Here is a 25,914-nt window from a genome sequence, read left to right on the forward strand (position 1 = left end):
GCTTTATGTGGCGCCAGACTGAAAACGTGCGTTACGCTGTAATGCGTGAAAGTGAATAAAATTTACCTTATGTTACGTCTTGAACTGGTATCCGAACTAGCGTATAGCAAAGCATATTGAGCTAATATGGGTATACGATATCTTAAGGAATATTTAAATTTATCTCGCTATTGCCGATTGAAATTTGCCAATGAAATAAATTTTTTTAATTCATACTGAACTGGATTTTACTATGATGAAATTTTTTTCTGTTTTCCCTTTATTAATCTGTTTTATGTCTGCTCATGCTGCGTTAAATGAGACAGAAAAGCCGTCAGTGCTTAACGTTTACATTGACCAAAACCTCCCCTATTCTGGATTTGATGCTAATCAAAAAGCGCAGGGAGTCGTTGTAGATTATTGGCAATTATGGTCAACACAGAGCGATATTGCAGTTAATTTTCATCCCTACAACAATGAATCTCTCTTTTATTTATTGAATTCGAATCCTATTGCTATTTATAGCGGCTTGCTGGCGAAAGAGCAGAATTTAGCTTCATTAGAAAAAGAATTGCTATTTGATTTTAAAGCTGATTTTTACTATTTATCTTCCCATAAGCAAGATATTGAGCATCGCATCGGTCTCGATGGAGGAGCTTTAATTGTTGGGGGCTTGTTTCCTCGGGCTCAGCAAATATTAGTTTTCGGCAACAACACGCAGGTAGTATACAAAGAGTATCCCGGTTTATTGGACTTATTTGTTGATATATATAGTGGCAAATTAGATGCTTTTATTTTGTTTAATAGTGGTCAGGGAGTGCGTCATATTGTTGATCGTATTATTTCTTTGCTATTTGAAAAAAGTTCTCACTATATTACATCTAAACCCTTCTTTGTTTATGTTCCTATTGAGCGAGAACTTGTATTAGATTGGATAAATTGGGGAAATCAGCTTGAGCAAGTCGAAGATAATACCCATTTGTTGCTAGAAAATGCTGAAAATCCTATATGGGGCGTTTCTAAAGATATGGCAACTAAATTATTTGTTTTTCTCTTTTTTATGTTGCTGGTAATTATCTTTAGCCATAGGAGACGCCGTAAGGATAAAGAATTTAAAAATATTTTAGACTCATCTCCCTATCCATTAGCTATTTTTTCATTAGATGGCCAGGACATCTATTACTTAAATAATGAACTTAAATCGTTATTTTCTTTCCATTACAAAAAAAATAAATATCTTTTTGAAGATATTGAAAATCAACAACAATTATCCTCTTTCATCAATAAAGCGAGCCATTTAGTTACAATTGATGAGCAACGCTTACATATTTTAGTTGATGGTAGTTTTCACGATGTTGAGATAAGCGCAAAGAGAGTTCATTATAAAGGTAAAACGGCTTGGTTTTGCTATTTTAAAGATGTTACCGCCCTATTGCGTGCCGAGCGCGAATTAACTGAAGAGCGAGAGTTGTTGCGTAAGGTGCTTGATTCCATTCCGGAACAAATTTCCTTTAAATCATCGAAAGGCACCATCATTGGCTGTAATAAAGCTTGGGCGACAGCGCATAATACAACGGTTAATCATGCAACAGGGCGTCGCATTGCTGATATGCTTCCTGCGCATGTCATTGAAAAGCAGAAGCGGCAAGAAGTTAATGTTTGGTTGGGAGAGATTTACAATAAACAAGAATGGATTAATGAAAATTATGATACATCAAGTTTAGTGAATTTTGTTAAATTGCCTTTATACAATGATAAAGGGGCTATTTTTGCGGTACTAAGTATTGATAGTGATATTACCGATTTTTATAATTTGAATGAACAGCTAAAAGAAGAACACTTAAAACGTCTGGAAGCTGAAAAATCGTTGTCTGTGCAACATTCATTATTGCGCAGAACATTAGAGGTAACAGATGATGCCCTAGTTATGCTTGATCAAGCGGGACGAATTACGGTTGCTAATAAATGCTTTGCAAAATTAATCAATGTAAATATGGAAAACTTGATAGGCTTGTCAGTGAGTGACGTTTTTTCAGATGGTCGTGCAGACTGGATTGAACGTGAAAATCAACTGTTAATAGAGTCCGGTAGCGCACACACATTTGAAGAGTTTCTTTTTGTGGATGGTGAAAAAAGATGCTATCAAATAGAAAAAAATGCATTCCATGATCAAGATAATGATTATAGTGGGATCGTTATTACTGCGCGAGATATTACATCGCAGAAGCAACATCAAGAAAAACAGCAGCTAGCTTCGGTGCAGATTGAATCTAAAATGGTAAATGATCAATTAACAGGTATCGCGAACCGTGATACTTTTGAATTACAATTTAAGCAACTTTGGCAAGATGCATATCAAGAAGAAGACCTGCTAACCCTTATTGTTTGTGATATAGATTGCTTTAAAGCTTATTGTGACAACTATGGAGTATTAGAAGGTGATCAATTGATCAAACACATTAGTCATGTTTTAGAAAAGTTTTGCATACAGTTTGGTTGCTTTGTCGCACGATATGATATTGATAAGTTTGTCATAATAACTAAAGGTGGTAATGCAACGAATGCTTTAAAACTTGCTGAAAATATTCGCATGGAAGTCGTGAGTGAAAAAATAGAGCATCTTTATTCATCGGTTAATCGTATAGTTACACTTAGTATGGGGCTATCAAGTTTGTTCCCAAGTGATCTCAATTCGACAAAAATATTGTTAGCAGAAGCAGAAGGCGCTTTACATATTGCAAAACAAACGGGAAAAGATCAACTTTATGTTCATTGATGTTAGGCACAAATATCCTTGAAAATAAAGTATTTATCTGTTTTAGACATTTAAACTGTGAAGACTAGCAAGTTACTTAGATGAAAGTGCAAATATCGTGTGATCTCTGGTTTTTTAAAGAATACAATGTAATTTGATTGTTAAGTGAGCAGTTTGCAAGTGTTTTTTATACATTTACTTGATAAATATCTATTTGCTAAAGAATAGCGATAGAATAAATGGTACTGTATAGTTTATAATTGATCGTATGGTTTTATCTATTACTTATGTTGATAAGCGTTTTCATTGATGAATTAAATAATACTTAATAAATTTTAAACTTAATTAAGGTTAATAAAGGGATAATTTATGGCGCAACACAAACAGGCTGAAGATACAAATAAGGTTGATTCATTTATTTCTTCTTTAGAAGGTAAAAATGGCGACAATATGGGTGTTGTGAATATTGCTAAATATAAACAACCCGAAGAGGCTGTTAGCGCAGAAATATCTGCATTTGAACAGGTGATGTCGCAAATGAATATTGCAGATCGTCGAGCTTTCGACAATAAATATTCACAATTATGGCAAGAGGCAAGTGATGAAAACACATTACTTTCCGTCATGCTTTGTGAAATAGACTTTTTTAAAGCTTATAATGATAATTATGGCCATCAAGGCGCTTCATTCATGCTGCTTGTTATTGGTCTTGCTCTGAAAAAAGCATGTGAAGAGCATGATTGTTTCTTAGCTCGTTATGAAAATGAAGAATTTGCCATTTTAATGAAAGGTGGCAATGAAGAAAAAGCATTAGCAGTCGCAGAAGCGTTACGTAAATCTGTTGAGTTATCACGAACTGAACATAAATATTCGAGTGTTAGTAAAGTCGTTACATTAAGCATTGGTGTTTCAAGTGTATACCCTAATTCCATGAAAATGTTGGTCCGTGAGGCTAATCGAGCACTGCATGATGCGACAGCTGATGGGCGAAATCAAGTTTCAAGCATCTTTCCTCATAAAAGTAATGTAGAGTTGAGTGATAATGCACTTGAAAATAGAGAGTCAGTAACAGAAGAGGACTCCATTAAACATAATAGTGCAGAAGCTGTTAAAGCTAACGAAGAAAAAGCAAATGCAGCAGCGGATACGCTTAGCAACTCTCCTTCGGTAGATTTTAAACAGAAAATTCGCGATATGAAAATAGCAGATCGTGGCTCTTTTCATGATAACTTTGTAAAACTGTGGGAAGAGAGTAAAAAAGAAAATGAGCTATTATCAATGTTAATGTGTGAAGTTGATTTTTTCCAACCTTACATTGATAATTATGGCGTTGCAGCTAGTGAAGATATGTTAATTACAGTGGCAACTGTTTTACAAAAGATCGCGATCATTAATGGTTGTTTTGTTGCTCATGTAGAAGGTGAAAAATTTATTATCTTAATGAAAGGTGGTAATGCAACGAGTGCATTGAAAGTCGCACAATCTCTACATAAGGGCGTAGTAAAATCAAATCTTAAACATGACCATTCCGAAGCTACTGACATTGTAACAATGAGTATCGGATTATCTAGTTTATTCCCAAGTGATTTAAATACGATGAAATCTTTGATGATAGAGGCTAATACTGCATTACACGCTGCTATAACAACTGGCAGAAATCAGATTAGCGTGCACTAATAACCATTACAGATAACAATAAATAAAAAAAGGAGCAAAATGCTCCTTTTTTTATTTATACCAGTTGAATCAAATATTAAGCAGAGTAACCGCCTTTAATGCCCTTACTGGTAATTGACACGGCATCATGTGCATGTAAGCTTTCATAGTGATTTACACGTAACCAAAAGTCATCAAACTTAATTTCTGGAATAAGAACATGCTGAAGTTGTCTTGCAGCATCTTCACAGAACATTAAATTTTGTCCATTTAAACGCGCAAACTCTTGTTCATCTTCGCGTTTAACCGCTGCTTGAACTGGCGTTTTCAAGGTACTTTCCACTAAATCAATTAATTCAATAACCGGGAATGATTTGTTTGATTTATTTAATTTAACTTTGACATCTACGACGCTTCGTTGACTGTGAGGGGTTGCTACTATCCCTTTTGTTGAGCCTAACCAATTCATCACCTCATCTTTATTCACTTCTGTTTGTTGTGAATATGTATTTGCAAATTCACGTTGAATAAGTTGTCTTGCTAACGCAGCGAACAAGGACAAGTGGATGAGTAGGGCACTTTAACTTGCATTTCAAATGTTAAATGTGTATCGATAAGCTGTCCAATAATCGTCACAGGGTAAGCTTTCCAGCCTCTTTTTTCACTAATTAATGATTTGCGTCGTAAGTGGTAATCAAACTCAAATTTCACATAGGCCTGTTGACTTAATTCATGGTGACTTTGTATGAAGCCATTGAGCAATTCTGTTAATGTATTTAACGTTAACTCTGAGTCTGTTGATAATTGATCAAGTTGTAGATACAAACGAGACATGTGAATGCCTTTGGCTTGAGGATCGCCTAAATTCACAAACACCTCAGCTTTGGCGCTTACTTGTTGTGGTACGCAATCATCAGTTTGTACCATTAAAGGTAACTCAATATTACTCATGCCAACTCGATCAAGTTTACCCTCTGTTTGAGCTTGTGCACTATTTGCTATATCTGGCATTGCCATTAGGTAAAACTCCCTTAATCATGATTAAGCATTTATAGATAATTTAAAGGCTGCATTATAGACGTCTTCTAAACATTTAAAAACCATGAAATGCAAAGGATTATCAACAGTCAGTGAAAGTGGCTGTTTTTTGAGCCATTTGTTTTGGTTAAGTGATTAAAAATGGGTATATTATGGTGATTTATGACACTAGTCACTTATTTTCAGCCTTTTATATCAAATTGTAGATAGAATTGTCCTTCTTTCACTTTTAAAAGTAATAAAATCATTCGAAATTTTCAGGGGGCATTGTGAATATATTTATTCTAAAAACATGGGTGCATTATTACGTTGCACTATTAAAAAAACTCGGAGCATTTCGTTTTAGTTTGATTTTAGCTGTTGCAATTATTACTGCCGATTCGATTTTGCAGATTTTATTAGGATACTACTTCAATGCACCTTTGGATATTGTCGATATATCGCGATCTTTCATTTTAGGGTTAATTATTACACCTTGGGCTGTTTATTTTTTAACTGTGGTGGTTGGAGATCTAGAAGACGCCAGACAGCGCTTAGGAAACACCGTTGCAAAATTGCAAGTGATGTTAAAAAATGATCAGGAAAAAACGGATGCTTTAGAGTGTGAAATTATTGAACATCAGAAGAGCCAAAGGCAACTTGAAGAAACGGCTATTTTATTGCGTTCCTTTTTAGATACTTCCCCCAATCTCTTTTTTCATCGTGACTTGAAAGGATGCTTTGTTAGTTGCAATAAGGCGATGGAAGAGTTAGCTGGAAAAACCGAGGAGCAGCTTATAGGTTTAACACCCTTTGATATATATCCAGAATCCTATGCCAGACAGGTCGTTGAACGAGATTTAAAAACGCAAGAAACGAATCAAGAGCAGATTAATGAGCATTGGTTGCATTATCCTAATGGACGACAAGCTTATTTTGAAGTACGGGCATTACCTTTGTATAACAGCCATAAGAAATGTGTTGGTATCATTGGTTTCGGCCGTGATATTACTGAACGTAAAAAATACCAAGAGTCTTTAGAGAAGGCTAGCCGCGATAAAACAACATTTATTGCGACGATTAGTCATGAATTACGTACGCCACTAAATGGTATCGTTGGACTAAGTCGTATGCTGTTAGATGAAAACCTGACCAGTGAGCAAATTAAATACCTTAAAACTATCCATATTAGTGCTATTACATTGGGCAATATATTCAATGATATTATTGACTTAGATAAACTTGATCGAAGACGCTTAAATTTAGTTAGTAATCATATTAACATGCCTGATTTTATTACCGATCTGAAAAGTCTTGCTTTTATTCAAACTGAACAAAAGGGGTTGGCATTACGTTTTCAGCAGAAAAGTTTACTGCCAAATTATATTACAGCAGATGATACTCGACTTAGGCAGGTGCTCTGGAATCTAATTACTAACGCGGTGAAATTTACAGTAGAAGGCACTGTCACCATTGACTGTTATAGTGAAGCAATTAATGAAACACAAGGCCTACTGACTTTTGAGGTACAGGATACTGGTATTGGTATTCCCACTGATCAGTTAGAAAAAATATTTGCGATGTATTACCAAGTTAAAGGTAATCGACATGCAACGGGAACAGGGATTGGTTTGGCTGTTTCCGCACAAATCGTCAAAGCTATGGGGGGCACGCTTACGGTACAAAGTACCCTCGGTGAAGGGAGTCTATTTAAGTTATCTATCCCTGTAGAGTGTTCTGAAACAAATCATAATAATCGACTTATTTCCCATTCATTGCCCACCTTATCTATTTTATTGGTTGAAGATATAGATTTAAATATTGTGGTAGCTAAAGCTTTATTAGAAAAGCTAGGGCACCATGTAGATAGCGCTATTAATGGCCAAGAAGCACTTGATAAAGTGGCTAATAACAAATATCAGTTGATTTTAATGGATATTCAGTTGCCTGATATGGATGGGTATCAAGTGACCCAAGCATTGCGCCATAGATATGTAGATGATCTTCCGCCTATTGTGGCATTAACGGCAAATGTTTTTGCCGATAAACAAAAGTTTATCGAACAAGGCATGGATGATGCGCTTGGAAAACCGCTTGGGATTGAATCCTTTAATGAGATGATCGTAAGACTGTTTACGAACCAGAAAAAGGAGGATAATAGTGATATGCCTATAGTGATTAACGATGTTAATGAAACGATTATCAATGAGCCAATGTTGTGTGAACTGTTCGATTTTCTACCAACGTCAGTAATGCTTGAAAACGTTGCTCTTTTTGCGCAGATGATACCCGATTATTTACAAATTCTTGATTCAAATATCATTGCTAAGGATAAAAAGGGAATAGTGAGTGAGGCACATAAAATCAAAGGTGCAGCTGCTTCAGTCGGCTTAATACGTCTTCAGGAGTTAGCGCAAAAAATTCAATCACCAGAATTGCCTGCTTGGTGGGATAATATTGATGATTGGCATGAATTGTTCAAATCCAGTTATGAAGGAGATATTGATACATTAAAAAAATGGATTGTTAGCCATGGAAAATAGCCTAAGTTATTTTAGTGTAGGTATTAGGTTAATACCTACATATTAAGAACTATTTTATCGCTTATTTTGTGGTTGTTTTTTGAACAGTGATGCTGTTAATGATGATAGGTTGAGTCGGACGATCTCCCGCGTTTGTTTTGACCTTTGCAATTGCATCAACTACATCCATCCCTGAAGTCACTTTTCCAAATACGGCATATCCCCAATTGCCATTTTTAGCATCTAAAAAATAATTATCTTTTTGGTTAATAAAGAATTGTCGCGTTGCTGAGTGAGGGAAGTTTGTTCTTGCCATGGCAATCGTACCGCGTTCATTACTCAAGCCATTACGCGATTCATTTTTAATCGCAGCAAAGGTTACAAATTTTTTTCCTGTGGCATTTTCTCCACCACCTTGAATCATAAAACCATTAATAACACGATGAAATATTGTCTCTTTAAAACCATCTTGATTTACATAGGCTAAAAAGTTAGAGACGCTTTGTGGGGCTTGGTCGGGGAAAAGTTCAATAGCTATTTTCCCCTGTGAAGTATCGATAACTACACTGGGGTTGCCAGCGGCAAAGCTAGTGGTGCTCAATATTAGTAGTAAAGCAGATAACAGGTATTTCATATTTATTCCTTAGGATTAGAGTTTTTGTAGTTTAGCGTTAAGTTCAGGGTCTTGAATGATTTCAGTTAATATTTGTGATAATTGCGTATTTAATTGTTCAGCCAATTTATCACTATCTGCTTTAAACACGCCTTGTTGTGCAAATCGTGATTTATAGGTTTTGCTAAAAATCTGATTATCAAATGTTAATTCTATCTTTATAACAATGTCAGCATTATTTTCAAAGGAGACACTACCTTGTTCGACTTTAGCAAGTAATTTAATTAATTGAACATTAATAATATTGCTACTATCAGCTTGGAAGTTTTGGCTCTGTTGTTGCCATTGTTCACGTAGCGTCCTTTCAATGACTAACCGGCTGCTTTGGCTTTCATTTACTAACATAGCAACGCCATCTCCCTTGCTAATTTCAATAATATGGCGCGCAATTCGTCTGTCTTGGCTGGTTAAGTGCCAAGTGACTTTGCTGTTTTCTAGGTTGTTTGTTGCTGCAATAGATAGCTCTGGATTAAGTTGCACAGTGGTTGACGGAGCGCTGCAAGCCATTAATAATGCTGTACAAACAACCCCTACTTGGAGTGATATTTTTTTAAACAAGAAATGCATGGTAGTAGATCCTCTGACTAATTAGTGACACAGAGCATAGCAAATAAAGGGCGTGATTTATTCTTTGTTTGTAAACATATTGCTATTTTTTTTGTGCGCTTTTTAATCACGATAAATATTGAATGTTAAATATAGGCTAATAGAAGGTTAATTTTATTTCTATTTCTACAATTATGGAACAATTGATCATGTAAATTCCTGTTTACAGCTTTTTTTACCTTTTTGTATGAAATATGATCAAACTATTACTTTGCTTTTTTGAATTTATTTAAAAAAATAATTCACAATATCCTACAAAGCCCATGTTATCTAGCTTCATCACGGTTATCCACTTTTTCTGTGGATAACTCTGTGGGGAGTTTTATTAAAAGTTGCTGAAAGCCTTATGATTACTTACTTTGTCGTGGGTTGTTGCAAAAACAAGCGGAAATTAAATTTATTAAAAAACAGTCACTTAAGAATGTCAAGTGTTTGTTGTTAATCTATATTTGATGTTTTGTTTGTGATAATTGTTTCGCTACAAGTCAATACTTTTCTGTGAATTATTTTTTCGGTTATTTGCATAAATAGATTGACAAGCAACTGATTGTTGTGAATTTTTATTGTTTGTTTTAGCAGCGCTTACCATGCTAACAAAATAAATACTGAGCCATATTGTTATGATTCTGTAACATATGAAGATTTCTTTTGTGCACCTTTATAGTGCTATAAATCTGCTGATAATGGTTTTAAATGAGGCTTTGGATGATTTTTTTTCATCAAGCTTGTATTTATATACTTTTAATGAAGTATAAAATAATTTATAGAGTCAGTTACATGATCACAGATGGTGTTAAACTATCTAAACGATAAAATATGCTGTAATAGGGCTGTTATGAAAAAAAAATTTCAATTGTCATCAACATTTTCGCCTGCAGGCGATCAACCTCAAGCGATTGAAAAACTCGTTGATGGTATTGAATCGGGGCTCGCTTTCCAGACGCTTTTGGGAGTGACTGGCTCAGGGAAAACATTCACCTTGGCCAATACCATTGCCCAGTTGAATCGCCCTACATTGATTCTTGCACCGAATAAGACCTTAGCTGCGCAATTGTATGGCGAAATGAAGGATTTTTTTCCCCATAACGCCGTTGAATATTTCGTCTCCTATTATGATTATTATCAACCAGAAGCCTATGTACCGAGTTCTGATTCCTTTATTGAGAAAGATGCCGCGGTCAATGCCCATATTGAACAGATGCGTTTATCTGCAACTAAAGCCTTATTAGAACGTGATGACGTGGTGTTGGTCGCCTCTGTTTCTGCTATTTATGGATTAGGGGATCCCACTGCGTATTTAAAAATGATGTTGCATCTCACCCTTGGTGAAATAATCTCTAGCCGTGAAATTCTGCAACGCTTGGTTGATTTACAATATAGTCGTAATGAAACGGAATTAAGCCGTGGTACTTTTCGTGTACGTGGGGAGGTCATTGATATTTTTCCTGCTGATTCGGAAAAAGAGGCGTTGCGTATCGAATTATTTGATGATGAAGTGGAAAATATAACGATTTTTGACCCATTAACGGGGCAACAGCTCGATAAACTAACACGTGTGACCGTATACCCTAAGACCCACTATGTAACGCCTAGAGAGCAAATTTTAAAAGCCGTTGAGGCCATTAAAATAGAACTCAATGAACGTAAAAAAGCGTTTTTAGCTGAAAATAAACTCATTGAAGAGCAGCGTATTTCTCAGCGTACCTTATATGATATCGAAATGATGAATGAGTTAGGTTATTGCTCGGGTATTGAAAATTATTCTCGCTACTTGTCTGGGCGCGCACCGGGTGAAGCACCACCGACGTTATTTGATTACCTCCCTAACAATGGTTTGTTGATTATTGATGAAAGTCATGTAACCGTCCCACAAATTGGCGCTATGTACAAAGGTGATCGTTCCCGTAAAGAAAACTTAGTGAATTACGGTTTCCGTTTGCCATCGGCTTTGGATAATCGTCCGCTTAAATTTGCGGAATTTGAGAAATTGGCACCACAAACCATTTATGTTTCTGCCACACCCAGTGATTATGAAATTGAAAAATCAGAGGGTGATGTAGTACGGCAAGTGATTCGTCCGACAGGATTACTTGATCCAGAAATAGAGGTGCGCCCAGTTACTACTCAAGTCGATGATCTGCTTTCGGAAATCAATCTTCGCTTACCATTAAATGAGCGTGTATTAGTGACCACCTTAACCAAACGCATGGCAGAAGATCTTACCGATTACCTTAATGAACATGGTATTAAAGTACGTTATTTACATTCCGATGTTGATACTGTTGAGCGTGTTGAGATTATACGCGATCTACGCTTAGGGGTTTTTGATGTATTAGTGGGGATCAACTTACTACGTGAAGGGTTAGATATTCCTGAAGTTTCACTGGTGGCAATATTAGATGCGGACAAAGAGGGCTTTTTACGTTCTGAGCGTTCGTTAATTCAAACCATGGGGCGTGCTGCACGTAACTTAAAAGGTAAAGCCATTTTATATGCCGACAAAGTGACGGCATCCATGCAAAAGGCGATGAAGGTGACCGAAGATCGCCGCCTTCTGCAACATAATTTTAATCAAGCCAATGGCATTGTTCCACAAGGCTTAAATAAGCAGGTCAATGATGTTCTGCAACTTGGGCAGCGCAATCTTAAAAAAGGCAATAGTAAACAAGATAAGGTCGCTGAGTATAAAGCCAACTACCAAGTTAACAGTGAGCAGGAGATCCTTAAGCAGATCGTTAAATTGGAAAAGCAGATGTTTACATACGCCAAAGAACTCGAGTTTGAACAAGCTGCAAAAATCAGGGATGAAGTTACTAAATTACAGGAACAATTAGTTTCTATGGGGTAAGGGGAGTACAACGTATCCTCAGTGTCAGTTGTTGCTAATACAAATATTGGGGAGATAATGGCAAGATGGAAAATTTTGTCATGATAGAAGATACATGCAACTTGAATATGTTATATCAGTCATCTTCAAGTTGCATTGATATATTAAATGACGGAAAAGTTTTCGTTCTCTAGCATTTTAATTAGCGATATGAGTGGTAAGCCGATTAAACTATTGGGATCTTTGCCTTCAAAAGAGTCAAATAGGGCGATACCATACCCCTCACTTTTAAAGCTGCCTGCGCAATTGTACGGTTGTTCTTTTTCTAGGTAACGAGTGATCATTGCATCACTCAACTCTCTAAATTGCACGGTATAAGGCTCAACCAGAGACTGAACTCGTCCCGTTGCACTGTTAACTAAAGCGAGACCCGTATAAAAGGTGATGCGTTTACCACTGGCGGCTTTGAGCTGCTTAAATGCGTTTTCAAAGTTACCTGGTTTGCCTAAAATAACACCGTCATTCACGCAGACTTGGTCACTGCCGATAATCAATGCATGCTCATATTTGTCTGTGACAGCCTGTGCTTTTTGTATAGCTAAACGCGTCACTAATTGTTGTGCATTTTCACTGGGCAAGGCGGTTTCATCAACATTGGGTTTGTCGGTTAAAAATGCTAGATGCAATTTTTCCAGTAGTTGCTTTCGAAAGGGGGAGGTGGATGCTAAAACAAGAAATTGGGGCATATTGGCCTCTTTTTTTATCTATGAATTGTGTTATTCTATGGGCTTGAAAATAATAAAGCGATAACATAATAAAAAATGTCGCTTTTTCTTTGACTATCTTAACAGCAAACTATATTATTCGCGCCCATGCAAAAGGTTAAATTACCGATTAGCGTTGATCCTGTTCGCGCTGCTCAAAAACAACTGGAACTTGATGCTCATATTCCTAAGTCGTTTTTGAACAGATTGGCAGAGTCAACAATCAGCGTTCAGTCTGATATCAACACGACTTTTTCATTTGATATTGATAAGCAAAAGCTGAGAATATTTCATGGCAAAGCTAGTGTTGAAGTAGAACTCATTTGTCAACGGTGCAGTGAGCCTATGCTTTATCAGTGTGAAGCTGAATTTACGTATTGTCCCGTTCATAACCAAGAACAGGAAAATAATTTACCAGACGCCTATGAACCCATTTACTATGATGAAAATGGAGAGGTAAATCTTTATCAGGTTGTTGAAGACGAACTGATTCTGGCTCTTCCGCAAATTGCAAAACATGCAATAGAGGATTGTCAGCTCGGAGCGTACGAAGTTACCTTTGGTGAAATTGATGAAGAAGAACAGCGTCCCAACCCATTTGATGCATTAGCTAAGCTAAAGCACAAGTAACAAGCAGGAATTTTAAAAATGGCAGTACAAAAAAGTCGTAAGACTCCTTCAAAACGTGGTATGCGTCGTTCACATGATGCACTAGGTGCAGGTGCTCAACTTTCTGTAGACTCTACATCTGGTGAAACTCATCGTCGTCATCACATGACTGCTGATGGTTTTTACAGAGGCAGAAAAGTAATCGACCTATAAGATTACTTTGCGTAAATTTACTATTGCGCTTGATGTCATGGGGGGCGATGTCGGTCCCCATATTCCTATTTTAGCGGCTAAAAAATCACTTCAGTTACATACCAATCTGTCAATATTGATAGTTGGCAACCAAACACTGTTACACCCTTTTTTACAAAAGCATAATCTTCTAAATCATCCTCGTTTGCATGTTATTCATACAGATACGTTTATCTCTATGGAAGATAATCCCGTATATGTTTTACGCCATGTTTCAGGTACATCTATGCACCTCGCATTAGATTTGGTGGCCCAGGGAAAGGCGGATGCATGTGTTAGTGCCGGTAATACAGGGGCGCTAATGTTGTTAGCAAAACAGGCATTGAAAACCTTGCCTGGTATCTCTCGACCCGCATTAGTCTCTGGTTTGCCCAATAATTGTGCTGGCCACACTTATCTTTTAGACTTGGGCGCTATTTTACAGTGTGATAGTGACACTTTGTTTAATTTCGCGATTATGGGCAGTGTACTTTGTGAAAAGGTAGAGCAAATTAAAAGTCCTACCGTTGCCCTGCTTAATGTGGGTAAAGAAAATAATAAAGGTAATGATATAATTAAACGCTGTGCTGATTTGTTAAAGCAGACTCCGCATGTGAATTACATTGGTTTTATTGAGGCGAACGATATCTTTTCCTGCCAAGCCGATGTGGTTGTAACCGATGGTTTTAGTGGTAACGTTGCATTAAAAAGTTATGAGGGGATGGGCCGTGTCTATCTATCGCAGTTAAATAAAGCACTGAATACAAACTTTTATAGTAAACTGTTAGGTAGGTTATTAAATCCAATTTTAAAAAAGCAGTTAAAACATTTGCATCCGGATATGTATAATGGAGCAAGTTTAATTGGGCTACGCGGTATTGTTGTTAAAAGTCATGGTAGTGCAAATGAAGTTGCATTTACCTATGCCATTGAACAAGCGATCAAAGAGATTCAATGGCAAATCCCTGCGTGTGTAGCTGAGACGTTAGAAACTGTTTTATCAGAGCGAGATTGTTTATCACATGAATAGTAAAATTATAGGTACTGGTAGCTATTTACCGGCAGCGATACGTACAAACGACGATTTAGAGAAAATGGTCGACACGAGTGATGAATGGATCACGACACGTACGGGTATTAAAGAGCGCCGTATCGCAAACAAACAAGAAACAATCGCCTTTATGGGAAAAGAGGCGGCGGTTAATGCATTGCAAGCTGCGAGTTTAACCGCGTCAGATTTAGATATGATTATTGTCGCAACGACCAGTAATCATAACGCTTTCCCTTCTGCTGCCTGTGAAGTACAAAATTTATTAGGCATTTATAATATCCCCGCTTTTGATGTTGCTGCGGCCTGTGCTGGGTTTACCTATGCATTAAGCATTGCCGATAATTTTATTAAAGCTGGTGGTGCTAAAAACATTCTTGTCATTGGTGCCGATAGTTTAGCTAATACCTGTGATCCAACGGATCGCTCAACAGTCATTTTATTTGGTGATGGTGCTGGGGCGGCTATTGTTAGTGCAACCACCGAAGTGGGCATTTTATCGACTCATATCAATGCCGATGGCCGTTATGGTGATTTATTAAAATTGCCAAATGTTGAGCGTGGCAATATGGATACCCTGAATACGGCCTATTTATCAATGGCAGGAAACGATGTCTTCAAAGTTGCTGTGACAAGATTAAGTCAAGTGGTTGTTGATACTCTCGCGGCTAATAATATTGCTAAAGAAGAGTTAGATTGGTTGGTTCCTCATCAAGCGAACCAGCGAATTATCAGTGCTACGGCTAAAAAATTAGGGATGTCCATGGATCAAGTTATTCTAACGCTTGATAAACATGGCAATACTTCTGCTGCATCAGTGCCCTTGGCGCTAGATGAAGGCATTCGTAGTGGCAAAATCAAACCCGGTCAGCTAGTTTTACTAGAGGCATTTGGTGGTGGGTTTACATGGGGTAGTGCCTTGCTCCGTATGTAACACTCAATTCAGTAATTACCTACTTATTAATGCTTGTTAAAATGGATGTTAGCTTAAGGTGAAACAGTGTTTCACCTTGGTTATTCATTGTTTAATCAGAAGCGCATACTTAATGATTATTTTCATTCATTTTTCCTATGCCTAAATAGAGTATTTGATGAGTGGGTTTAGTCTAAAAACAGTTATATTCATAGGAATTTAAAATATGACAAACTTTACTTTTGCCTTTCCTGGGCAAGGCTCGCAAAGTGTTGCTATGCTAGCTGAACTAGCAGAGACATTTCCTGTTGTTGTAGACACCTATAAAGAAGCAAGTGCTGCACTAGGTTATGATTTATGGGCGCTGGTGCAACAAGGTCCGAGCGAATCGTTGAATCAGACAGATAAAACACAACCTGCATTACTTGCGGCATCAGTCGCTATTTGGCGTGTTTGGGAAGAGCAGGGTGGTATAAAGCCCACCGTTATTGCTGGTCATAGCTTAGGCGAATATTCCGCTTTAGTGTGTGCAGGTGTTATTAATTTTCAAGATGCCATTAAACTCGTTGAGTTACGCGGTCAATTAATGCAACAGGCTGTGCCTGCTGAACAGGGGCTATGGCTGCCATTATTGGTTTAGATAACGATGTTATTGCAACCTGTTGTGAAAATGCAGCACAGGGACAAGTTGTTTCTCCTGTTAACTTTAATTCTCCAGGACAAGTTGTTATTGCGGGCAATAAAGAAGCGGTAGAACGAGCGGGTCTATTATTAAAAGAAGCTGGTGCAAAGCGCGTACTTCCTTTACCTGTTAGTGTTCCTTCACACTGTGCATTGATGAAACCTGCCGCAGAGAAATTAGCTGTTGCGCTGCAAGACATTGAATTTAAAACACCGACAATGGCTGTTATTAATAATGTCGATGTCGTTGCAGAAACGGATGCCGCTAAAATTAAAGACGCCTTAGTTCGTCAGTTATTTTCACCTGTTCGTTGGACAGAAACGATTGAAAAAATGGCGGCAGAGGGGATCACACTACAAGTTGAAGCTGGACCTGGTAAAGTGTTAAGCGGCCTTGTACGACGTATCGATAAGAGTTTTACTGCCAGTTTTATCAATGATAATGCTAGCCTTGAGCAATCACTGGCAGCAGTTAAAGGAGCACAATAATGAGTATGAAAGGTCAAGTGGTATTAGTAACGGGTGCAAGTCGTGGTATAGGACGTGCTATTGCTGAAAGTTTCGTTGCATTAGGTGCAACGGTACTTGGTACAGCGACGAGTGAAAATGGCGCAGCAGCGATCAGTGAATATTTAAGTGATGCAGGTAAAGGATTTGTGCTAAATGTAACAGAAACAGATTCTATCAGTACACTTTTTGATGAGATCAAAGCACAATATGGGGCTGTTGATGTGTTAGTCAATAACGCTGGCATTACTCGTGATAACTTATTGATGCGTATGAAAGATGATGAGTGGAATGATATCATTAACACGAATTTAACGCCCATCTTTAAAATGAGTAAAGCGGCATTGCGTCCAATGATGAAAAAACGTCATGGACGTATAATTAACGTCGGCTCTGTTGTTGGTACTATGGGCAATGCAGGGCAGGCTAACTATGCTGCTGCAAAAGCGGGTGTGATTGGCTTTACTAAGTCTTTAGCACGAGAAGTGGCAAGCCGTGGTATTACTGTTAATACAGTAGCTCCTGGGTTTATTGAAACTGATATGACTAAAGCATTAACAGAAGAGCAACGTGCAGCGACACTTTCTGCTGTACCTGCAGGTCGTTTAGGTGATCCGAAAGAGATTGCTGCAACGGTTGTATTTCTTGCATCAGAAGGCGCAGCTTACATTAATGGTGAAACAATTCACGTTAATGGCGGCATGTATATGGTCTAAAATTGACCGCTAAATTGGTGAAAATGGTTGGAATTTATATCTTTATTGATTAAGATCCAAAAAAAGTGGTCTAACCAGCAATAGAATACTTGAATATTAAACGTGATAGAATAAACTGTCGCAACTAAATAACGCAACAGCGTATCCACAAAGGAAAATAAAAATGAGCAATATCGAAGAACGCGTAAGAAACATCATCGTTGAACAACTAGGTGTTCAACTAGACGAAGTTAAAAACGAAGCTTCTTTCGTTGACGATCTTGGAGCTGATTCTCTAGATACAGTTGAGCTTGTAATGGCTCTTGAAGAAGAGTTTGATACAGAAATTCCAGATGAAGAAGCTGAGAAAATCACAACTGTTCAATCAGCTATTGATTACATTGTAAACAACGCTTAATAATTCATTCAACTCTGAATGATTGTGTATTTTTAAAAGGCGGTCCTATGACCGCCTTTTGTGTCTTTAGCGGTTCAGATTAAAGTAACTAATACCAATCCGTATAAGTATCTGACCTATTTCGTTGGTTAAAATAATAGATAACAGCATTGCATTCAATCGTAATAGCGAGCTATTACTCAATCATGCGCCTTGCTCTCTATCATTTTTCCTCAACAAGCTATGACCGTAATATTATGTTAATTGGTATGAATCAGCATTATTATGGTGATAATTGATTTAGTTTAAATAATCCTAATCAGGAGGGATCATCGTGTCAAAGCGAAGAGTTGTAATAACTGGCTTGGGGATGCTATCACCCGTAGGTAATACGGTGGAAGAATCATGGCAAGCAGTACAAGCTGGACAAAGTGGCATTTCTAATATTGACCATTTTGATACAGAAAAATTCTCTACAAAATTTGCTGGATTAGTCAAAAACTTCAATGTTGAAGATTATATGCCACGTAAAGAAGCCCGTAAAATGGATGAATTTATCCAATATGGTGTTGCCTCAGCGGAGCAAGCTTTACAGGATTCTGGGCTAATCATCAATGATGATAATGCCGAGCGAATCGGTGTCGCCATCGGTTCGGGTATTGGTGGTATCACCACGATTGAAAACAATGTACGTAATTTCGAAAAAAGTGGTCCGCGTAAAATAAGCCCATTTTTTGTACCTGCAACGATTATCAACATGATCTCTGGCCATGTTTCAATTAATAAAGGCTTAAAAGGGCCTAACATTGCGATAACAACGGCTTGTACAACGGGAACACACAGTATCGGTATGGCTGCACGTATGATCCAATATGGTGATGCAGACGCTATGTTAGCGGGCGGTGCTGAAAAAGCTTCAAGCGAATTAAGCATGGGGGGATTTGCCTCAGCTCGCGCCTTGTCAACGCGTAATGATTCACCTGAAACAGCGAGTCGTCCTTGGGATAAAGATCGTGATGGTTTTGTGTTAGGGGATGGCGCGGGTGTATTAGTACTCGAAGAGTATGAGCATGCCAAAGCGCGTGGTGCAAAAATTTATGCAGAACTTGTTGGTTTTGGTATGAGTGGCGATGCTTACCATATGACATCACCACCAGAAAGTGGAGCAGGTGCAGCATTATCAATGAAAAATGCGATTAAAGATGCCAATATCGCCGCAACTGATATTCAATATATTAATGCCCATGGTACGTCAACGCCTGCTGGAGATATCGCAGAAACGCAGGCTGTTAAAAGTATCTGGGGTGATCGAGCCAATGAAGTGATGATGAGCTCAACTAAATCGATGACAGGTCACTTGTTAGGTGCAGCTGGTGCCATCGAAGCTATTTTTAGTGTGCTAGCATTGCGTGACCAAGTTGCGCCACCAACGATTAATTTGCAAAATCCAAGTGAAGGTTGTGATCTAGATTATGTGACCGATGGTAAAGCTCGTCCAGCAGATATCGAATATGTACTATCTAACTCCTTTGGTTTTGGTGGTACTAACGGTACTCTGATTTTTAAACGCGTTTAATCTATTGGCTGTGTTACTCTGAAGCTGAACTGCATTTCTAAGTAATTTAGGTATATAATAAAAACCCGATTTCATGGTCGGGTTTTTTTATATGTGAAGAAAGTGAAATATGTTAATTAATGGAATAGAAAATAATCAAATTGCGGCAACGGATCGTGGTCTTGCCTATGGTGACGGGCTCTTTTCGACAATTAAAGTTGAGCACGGTGCTGTGCAGCTATGGGATTATCACCTTGCGCGCTTTAAGCGAGGTGCCGAACGTCTATTTTTCCCCGTTGTTGATTGGTTTTTACTTGAACAGGAAGTTATGACCTTGGCTAAAACGCTTTCAGGGAACTCCCTCGCTGTCATTAAAGTGATATTGACGCGTGGCTCTGGTGGTAGAGGCTATAGTAGTCGTGGTTGTGATACACCGTTGCGTATTGTTTCTTGCCACCCCTTTCCCGATTTTTATTTGTCATGGCAGCAGCAAGGGATCAACATTGAGTTATGCCAACAGAGATTAGCCAGTAGCGGCCAACTCGCTGGTATAAAAACCCTAAATCGTCTTGAACAAATACTCATTAAACACGAACTGGAAACTTTGCAGGCATTAGAAGGCATTGTCTGTGATAATGACGGCTATGTCGTAGAGGCCTGCAGTGCCAACGTATTCGTTTATTTAAATGATCAATGGCTGACTCCGAAACTCGAGACCAGTGGAGTGGCTGGTGTTAAACGTCAACAGATTCTAGATGCTGCGCAGCAATCGGGGATAGCTATTAAAGAGACGCATCTACGGGTAGATGAATTATTCAACGCGCAGGGATTATGCATTACTAATGCGTTGATGGGGATCGTTGCGGTGCGCCAACTGCAAGATCATGTTTATCCGAAGGAAGGGTTAGTCGCTGTCCTTACTTTGCAAAATTTATTAAATCAAAGAGAACAATTAGATGTCTTGTAAAAGAACCGGCCTAGCCTTACTTGTATTATTGAGCTTATTGTTCACCGCTTTATATTATGCACAAAAAAAGTTAGATGAATATTTTTCGCAACCACGCATTGATAAAACTATGTTATTCACTGTTAATAGTGGCAGTAATTATTCGAAACTGGGTAATCACCTGAAAACGCAAGGTTTAGTGAGTGATTTGTTATTATGGAAAGTGATTGGCAAATTACATCCGCAGTTGACCGATATTAAATCTGGCACTTATCAGTTTAACGAGGGGGCAACGATTGAAGATATTCTTGCTATTGTCAATAGAGGTGTGGAATATCAATTTAAAGTTACTTTTGTTGAAGGTAGTACCTTTAAAGAGTGGGTAGCTATATTAAATAATGCCGAAATGCTCAATCCAATAGAAAAAAATGAACAGCAAATATTAGCAATGCTTGGTAGTCCATACAGCAAACTGGAAGGGTTACTTTTTCCGGAAACTTACCATTATACCGCTTCGATGAGCGCCTATAACATTATTGAAACCGCTTATCAAAAGCAGTTGTCTGTGCTTGATAAATTGTGGGCAGCAAAACGGGGACCCAAATTTACCATTGAAAACACCCTATGAAGCCTTGATTTTGGCTTCGATCATCGAAAAAGAGAGTGCATTAGCAGCAGATCGTGACAAAATTGCTTCGGTCTTTATTAATCGAATTAATAAACGGATGCGATTACAAACTGATCCTACGGTTATTTATGGCATGGGAGATAGATATAACGGACGTATACGCAAAAAAGATCTACAAGAAAATACGCCTTATAATACCTACCGAATAGATGGCTTACCGCCAACTCCTATTGCTATGTCAAGCGAAGCAGCGTTATACGCCGCATTACATCCAGCCAAAACTAATTATTTATATTTTGTGAGTAAAGGGGATGGTAATTCTTACTTTTCAAAGAATTTGGTTGAGCATAATAGGGCAGTACAAAAATATATTTTAGGGAAATAAAATTATGTCAACGTTAGATAAGTTAGCCAATAAATTTATTGTGATTGAAGGTCTTGAAGGCGCTGGAAAGACCACTGCCATTAATTATGTTGCGAAATGGTTGGCTTTACAAAATATCCCTGAGAATAAAATAGTTTATACTCGCGAACCCGGTGGCACTGAGCTTGCTGAAAAAATCCGTGATATTGTCAAAATGGATATCGATGGTGAATTGCTTGACGATAAAGCCGAGCTACTGCTGATGTACGCTGCGCGAGTGCAGCTTGTTGAGCATTTGATTAAACCGGCTTTGGCAGAAGGAAAAGTAGTGATTGGTGATCGTCATAATTATTCATCACTTGCCTATCAAGGTGGTGGGCGAGGCATTGATTTACAGCTAATTAAAGAGATTAAACAGGTTGCCCTAGGTGATTTTGAAGCGGATTTTACCCTCTATTTAGATATTGACCCAGAACTTGGTTTAAGTCGCGCAAAAGGGCGTGGTGAATTAGATCGTATTGAGCGACAAGCGCTTGATTTTTTTCAACGAACACGCGACGTTTTTAACGCTTTAGTTGATAACGATCCAAGCGCTTACCGCATTGATGCGAGTCAAACGCCTGAATTGGTCGAAAAAGCCATTTTCTTACAGTTGGATAACTGGTTAACGAGCCTCTCTGACTATGATTGAAACAGTGAATAATCAATTTGATTTGGTTTCCACTTCTTGGTTAACCCCTGCTTTCCTGCAATTAATAAATACCTACCAAAGCGGGCGTTTTGCTCACGGTTTATTGTTCACTGGTAGTGCGGGCGTGGGTAAATTTAAGCAGGCGAAAAATTTAGCGCAGTACTTACTTTGTAGTGATAAACAGGCCCATGGAGCCTGCCAAGCTTGTCATTCTTGTAAGCTTTTTTTAGCACATAATCATTTAGATTTTCATTTTCTACACAATGAAAATAACTCCATCGGTATTGAGCAAGTCAGAGGTCTCATCGCATCCTTGAATGAACGCCCCCATCTTGGTGAAAATAAGGTCGTTATTATTAAAGATGCGCATTTGTTAACGTCCTCAGCTGCGAATGCGTTACTGAAAACATTGGAAGAGCCGCAGGGGAATAGTTACTTGATTTTGCTCGCTCGTACGCATCATCAACTGATGCCAACGCTGCTTAGTCGCGTGCAACATACGCATATCCATACGCCCGATGATGTGACTCTGTTAGCTTGGTTAGCCGAGTTGGGCTATATGGTTGACGATATTGGTCTGTTACGCTTATTTCAAAATAGTCCATTAGCATTGTTAAATCATCTGCGCAATATTGAAACTGGGCAGAGTGAGGATGAACGTAAAAATTGCATCGAGGGTATCTTTGCACTATTAAATCAACCTGACACGCTATTTACATTTAGTCACTATTTGGCTGAAGCAGTTGAGTCACGTCTACAACTGTTATTTCACCTTTTCCATGATCTACATAAATTAAAACTACTTGATTCAGCACTTGACCATGATGCTATTTACAGCTTTGCGTTGCCCCAATTACAAATATGGCAGCGACAAATTAGTTTGAAAAGCTTGCGTTATATAAATAATGAAATATTGCATACGCGTCACTTACTTGTATCACATGCAGCGGTGAAGAAAGAGTTACTTATCAATGCATTGTTAATAAAAATAAAAAATGAATTTATGGAGCCCGATTATGTTGGTTGATTCTCATTGCCATCTCGATGGTTTAGATTATAAAAATAGACATAAAGATCTTGCCGATGTGGTCAGCAAAGCGCAAGCGCAGGGGGTTAATCATCTCTTGAGTGTTTGTGTGGAATTGAAAAAATATCCAGCAATGGCGGAATTGGTTGCCCCTTTTGCAAATATTTCCAGCTCAGTGGGGATGCATCCACTGCATCAAGATGAAGTAGTTGATGAGGCATTACTCTTAAAATATGCCCAAGATGAAAAAGTAGTCGCGATAGGTGAAACGGGGCTCGATTATTACTATTCGCCCGATAACAAAGAAGCACAGATAAGTTCTTTTCGTTGTCATATACGGGTTGCTCGTGCGGTCAATAAACCTTTGATTATACATACACGAGACGCTCGTGAAGAGACCTTAGCTATTTTGCAAGAAGAGGGGGCTGCAGAGGTTGGAGGGGTTTTACACTGCTTTACCGAATCGCTACAGATGGCACAAACTGCAATGGAGTTGGGCTTTTATATCTCGGTTTCTGGCATTGTTACCTTTAAAAATGCAAAGGCGCTACAAGCTGTGATCAAGGCTATCCCACTGGATCGTTTGTTAGTGGAGACCGATTCCCCCTACTTAGCTCCGGTGCCACACCGTGGACAAGAGAATGAACCTGCCTATACGCGCGATGTCGCAGGATTTGTCGCTAATTTAAAGGGCATCTCTTTAGCAGAACTAGCACAAGTAACAACACAAAATTACTTTAGGTTATTTGCAACCGCTAAGCAGTGTAATTAGAATTTTTAGAAGGAAGTCGTTGAAATTATCCTCCTCGATTCTCTGAAAATCCCTTAAGCATCTCTATTTTGTGCTATTTATTCATTGCTTTGAATTAATAAAAATCACTCAAATATGTTTCGTTCAAAGGGAGAAACACCCCTTTGAACGTTTTGCTTTAAGATTTAGTTACTACCAACTAATACTGTTAGTCTAGCGCTTTTAACGTCGCTAAAAGTAGCTGCCAGTAGTTATCTACGCTATTAATATGTACTTTTTCTGCAGGACTGTGTGGAAATTTAATCGTGGGACCGAAGGAGATCATATCCCAGTGAGGATATTTATCGCTAAATAAACCACACTCTAGTCCAGCATGAATGACCATTGTTTTCGGTGTGCGATTAAATAGCGCAAGGTATTGCTCTTCCATTACTTTATAAATAAGCGATTTTTTATTCGGAGTCCAACCCGGGTAGTTGCCCTCCTGTGTTACTTGAGCTGTATCAGATTTAAATTGTTGTGTGATTTTATCAGCAAGTGCGTATTTTTCAGTTTCTATTTGTGAACGAACTAATACCTGAATATCGAAAAATTGGTGATTGTTATGGCTTTGTTTAATGACCCCTAAATTCGATGAGGTTTGTACAACATTGGCAAAGTTTTGATCCATAGTAAATACGCCATTGTCACAATTTCGCAAGCTATTTAATAAGTTATCCTGACTTTCATGGGTTAGTACCGATGCAGGCAAATCAATGGATGAAATCGATAATTGAATATCTTCATCACTGTGTTGATATTGATTGGTTAGTGATGCCTGTAAACTATTAATAATAATCTCAAGGCTATTTTGATATTGTTCATCACAAACAATTACAGCACTGGCTTCACGAGGAATCGCATTGCGTAAACTACCTCCTTCAAAGGAAGCGAGATTAAATGGAATGGCATCGAAATTAACGAATTGGTCGGCTAATATTTTAATCGCATTACCACGGTCTAAATGAATATCACAACCGGAATGGCCTCCCTTTAGCCCGCCTAATGTGATTTCAAATGCTTTTGCCGTTGGCTCTGACTCCATTTTTTCATAGGCTAGCGATATATTAACATTGATACCCCCTGCACAGCCTACATAGAGTTCTCCCTCTTGCTCTGAATCAGTATTGATTAGAATTTTGCCCTTTAGAGACTCTGACTGTAAACCAAAAGCTCCAGTCATACCGGTCTCTTCATCGGTTGTTAATAGTACTTCGAGTGGGCCGTGCTGAATATTGTCGTCTGCTAATACGGCGAGGCAAGAAGCCATACCGATGCCGTTATCGGCACCTAGTGTTGTGTTATCGGCGTGTAACCATTCCCCATCAATAATGGTTTTAATCGGATCTGTTAAAAAATTATGTTCTGTTTGTCTGTTTTTTTGTGGAACCATATCTAAGTGTGCTTGCAGAATAACTGGCGTTTTATTTTCATACCCTGTGCTGGCAGGCTTAGATAAAATTAAATTCCCGATAGTGTCCTGTTTACATGTGATATTATTTTTTGCAGCCCAATCGATAATCCAAGTGGCTAACGCTTGTTCATGTTTAGATGGGTGTGGAATCGCACAGATGTTAAGAAAAAATGACCACAATGGCGCAGCTTTAGTTTTTTGTAATTGTTGCATAGATAGGCCTTATGTTGATGAAAAATGAATATCCATAAATTTTATCGGTGTTTCAATGAGATATTTAAAGGTAGAATTAATTGATATAGAATCAAGTGCAATATTTTATCAATTTTCTAAAGGAATCGACAGTGTCAGAAGATAATTTTAAAGACCCATACTCAATTCGTTATTTTTTAGGTTTTTTGCTCGTTATGCTTATTCCAACTTTACCTGCTACATTAACATTAATTAACGTCTTTTCTTAGTTAATAACTCATAGAATTTTTACCTCGTTTAAGATTTTTTTACGAAAATTAAAAATTGATTGGTCAATTGTGCGTAAGATCTATAAACTGTCGCGAATTTGCCAAAATTTATGATATCTGGTGAAAAATGCTTTGCATGCCTTCATCAGATACATAAA

General features: G+C 38.0%; 21 protein-coding genes and 2 pseudogenes. 18 read left to right on the plus strand and 5 right to left on the minus strand.

Going from position 1 to position 25,914, the window contains the following annotated elements; all coding sequences use genetic code 11:
- The first annotated feature begins 232 nt into the window (after positions 1-232).
- Together AB2N10_RS02670 and AB2N10_RS02675 are read left to right on the plus strand one after the other, a co-directional pair.
- Positions 233-2,755, plus strand: a complete 2,523-nt coding sequence (locus AB2N10_RS02670; RefSeq protein ID WP_369434267.1) for a diguanylate cyclase — start codon at positions 233-235, stop codon at positions 2,753-2,755.
- 348 nt (positions 2,756-3,103) lie between these two features.
- Entirely contained in the window at positions 3,104-4,411 is a 1,308-nt protein-coding gene (locus tag AB2N10_RS02675) for a diguanylate cyclase (protein ID WP_369434268.1), read from the plus strand.
- A 76-nt stretch (positions 4,412-4,487) separates the two neighbouring features.
- Here the strand turns inward: AB2N10_RS02675 and folE2 are convergent.
- Positions 4,488-5,407 (minus strand): annotated as a pseudogene (gene folE2 / locus AB2N10_RS02680) (GTP cyclohydrolase FolE2).
- Between the two features lie 290 nt (positions 5,408-5,697).
- Between folE2 and arcB the strand changes: the two are divergent.
- Positions 5,698-7,950, plus strand: coding sequence for an aerobic respiration two-component sensor histidine kinase ArcB (arcB, locus tag AB2N10_RS02685; protein ID WP_369434269.1), 2,253 nt, complete (start codon positions 5,698-5,700; stop codon positions 7,948-7,950).
- A gap of 61 nt (positions 7,951-8,011) precedes the next feature.
- On the opposite strand, the gene AB2N10_RS02690 is transcribed toward arcB, so the two are convergent.
- Together AB2N10_RS02690 and AB2N10_RS02695 are read right to left on the minus strand one after the other, a co-directional pair.
- Positions 8,012-8,563: a peptidylprolyl isomerase gene (locus AB2N10_RS02690; protein WP_354625015.1), complete on the minus strand. Its 552-nt coding sequence runs from the start codon at positions 8,561-8,563 to the stop codon at positions 8,012-8,014.
- Positions 8,564-8,578: 15 nt separating this feature from the next.
- Positions 8,579-9,169, minus strand: a complete 591-nt coding sequence (locus tag AB2N10_RS02695; protein WP_354625016.1) for a YajG family lipoprotein — start codon at positions 9,167-9,169, stop codon at positions 8,579-8,581.
- 874 nt (positions 9,170-10,043) lie between these two features.
- Here AB2N10_RS02695 and uvrB point away from each other — a divergent pair.
- Complete coding sequence (uvrB, locus tag AB2N10_RS02700) at positions 10,044-12,056, plus strand: excinuclease ABC subunit UvrB (protein WP_354625017.1); 2,013 nt, start codon at positions 10,044-10,046, stop codon at positions 12,054-12,056.
- Positions 12,057-12,199: 143 nt separating this feature from the next.
- Here the strand turns inward: uvrB and AB2N10_RS02705 are convergent, their stop codons facing one another.
- Positions 12,200-12,781 (minus strand): nucleoside triphosphate pyrophosphatase, encoded by a 582-nt coding sequence (locus tag AB2N10_RS02705; protein WP_354625018.1) that lies wholly within the window; start codon positions 12,779-12,781, stop codon positions 12,200-12,202.
- A 126-nt stretch (positions 12,782-12,907) separates the two neighbouring features.
- Between AB2N10_RS02705 and yceD the strand changes: the two genes are divergently transcribed.
- The 14 genes and pseudogenes from yceD to AB2N10_RS02775 all read left to right on the plus strand — a co-directional run bounded on the left by yceD (position 12,908) and on the right by AB2N10_RS02775 (position 23,863).
- On the plus strand, positions 12,908-13,429 hold the full coding sequence (gene yceD, locus AB2N10_RS02710; protein ID WP_354625019.1) for a 23S rRNA accumulation protein YceD: 522 nt from the start codon (positions 12,908-12,910) through the stop codon (positions 13,427-13,429).
- An 18-nt stretch (positions 13,430-13,447) separates the two neighbouring features.
- On the plus strand, positions 13,448-13,621 hold the full coding sequence (rpmF, locus tag AB2N10_RS02715) for a 50S ribosomal protein L32 (protein WP_354625020.1): 174 nt from the start codon (positions 13,448-13,450) through the stop codon (positions 13,619-13,621).
- A gap of 7 nt (positions 13,622-13,628) precedes the next feature.
- Complete coding sequence (gene plsX, locus AB2N10_RS02720) at positions 13,629-14,669, plus strand: phosphate acyltransferase PlsX (protein WP_369434270.1); 1,041 nt, start codon at positions 13,629-13,631, stop codon at positions 14,667-14,669.
- A complete protein-coding gene (locus AB2N10_RS02725; RefSeq protein ID WP_369434271.1) occupies positions 14,662-15,621 on the plus strand; it encodes a beta-ketoacyl-ACP synthase III in 960 nt (319 codons plus the stop codon). Before plsX ends, AB2N10_RS02725 begins: the two co-directional genes overlap by 8 nt.
- A gap of 205 nt (positions 15,622-15,826) precedes the next feature.
- A pseudogene (gene fabD, locus AB2N10_RS02730) lies at positions 15,827-16,770 on the plus strand (ACP S-malonyltransferase).
- Positions 16,770-17,504, plus strand: coding sequence for a 3-oxoacyl-ACP reductase FabG (gene fabG / locus AB2N10_RS02735; RefSeq protein ID WP_354625023.1), 735 nt, complete (start codon positions 16,770-16,772; stop codon positions 17,502-17,504). The pseudogene fabD and the gene fabG overlap by 1 nt, the downstream one beginning before the upstream one ends.
- A 163-nt stretch (positions 17,505-17,667) precedes the next feature.
- A complete protein-coding gene (acpP, locus tag AB2N10_RS02740; protein WP_354625024.1) occupies positions 17,668-17,901 on the plus strand; it encodes an acyl carrier protein in 234 nt (77 codons plus the stop codon).
- Between the two features lie 313 nt (positions 17,902-18,214).
- Positions 18,215-19,456, plus strand: a complete 1,242-nt coding sequence (gene fabF, locus AB2N10_RS02745) for a beta-ketoacyl-ACP synthase II (RefSeq protein ID WP_354625025.1) — start codon at positions 18,215-18,217, stop codon at positions 19,454-19,456.
- A gap of 109 nt (positions 19,457-19,565) precedes the next feature.
- Complete coding sequence (gene pabC / locus AB2N10_RS02750) at positions 19,566-20,402, plus strand: aminodeoxychorismate lyase (RefSeq protein ID WP_354625026.1); 837 nt, start codon at positions 19,566-19,568, stop codon at positions 20,400-20,402.
- Entirely contained in the window at positions 20,392-21,009 is a 618-nt protein-coding gene (locus AB2N10_RS02755; RefSeq protein ID WP_369434272.1) for an endolytic transglycosylase MltG, read from the plus strand. The genes pabC and AB2N10_RS02755 overlap by 11 nt, the downstream gene beginning before the upstream one ends.
- Positions 20,993-21,394: an endolytic transglycosylase MltG gene (mltG, locus tag AB2N10_RS02760; protein ID WP_369434273.1), complete on the plus strand. Its 402-nt coding sequence runs from the start codon at positions 20,993-20,995 to the stop codon at positions 21,392-21,394. Before AB2N10_RS02755 ends, mltG begins: the two co-directional genes overlap by 17 nt.
- 4 nt (positions 21,395-21,398) lie before the next feature.
- On the plus strand, positions 21,399-22,064 hold the full coding sequence (gene tmk / locus AB2N10_RS02765; RefSeq protein ID WP_354625028.1) for a dTMP kinase: 666 nt from the start codon (positions 21,399-21,401) through the stop codon (positions 22,062-22,064).
- Positions 22,057-23,091: a DNA polymerase III subunit delta' gene (holB, locus tag AB2N10_RS02770; RefSeq protein ID WP_354625029.1), complete on the plus strand. Its 1,035-nt coding sequence runs from the start codon at positions 22,057-22,059 to the stop codon at positions 23,089-23,091. Before tmk ends, holB begins: the two co-directional genes overlap by 8 nt.
- Complete coding sequence (locus AB2N10_RS02775) at positions 23,081-23,863, plus strand: YchF/TatD family DNA exonuclease (RefSeq protein WP_354625030.1); 783 nt, start codon at positions 23,081-23,083, stop codon at positions 23,861-23,863. Before holB ends, AB2N10_RS02775 begins: the two co-directional genes overlap by 11 nt.
- A gap of 187 nt (positions 23,864-24,050) precedes the next feature.
- Here the strand turns inward: AB2N10_RS02775 and AB2N10_RS02780 are convergent, their stop codons facing one another.
- Complete coding sequence (locus AB2N10_RS02780; protein ID WP_354625031.1) at positions 24,051-25,508, minus strand: aminoacyl-histidine dipeptidase; 1,458 nt, start codon at positions 25,506-25,508, stop codon at positions 24,051-24,053.
- Positions 25,509-25,914: the final 406 nt, after the last annotated feature.

This window comes from Psychromonas sp. MME1 (genome assembly GCF_041080865.1).
In the GTDB taxonomy this organism is placed as follows: Bacteria; Pseudomonadota; Gammaproteobacteria; order Enterobacterales; family Psychromonadaceae; genus Psychromonas.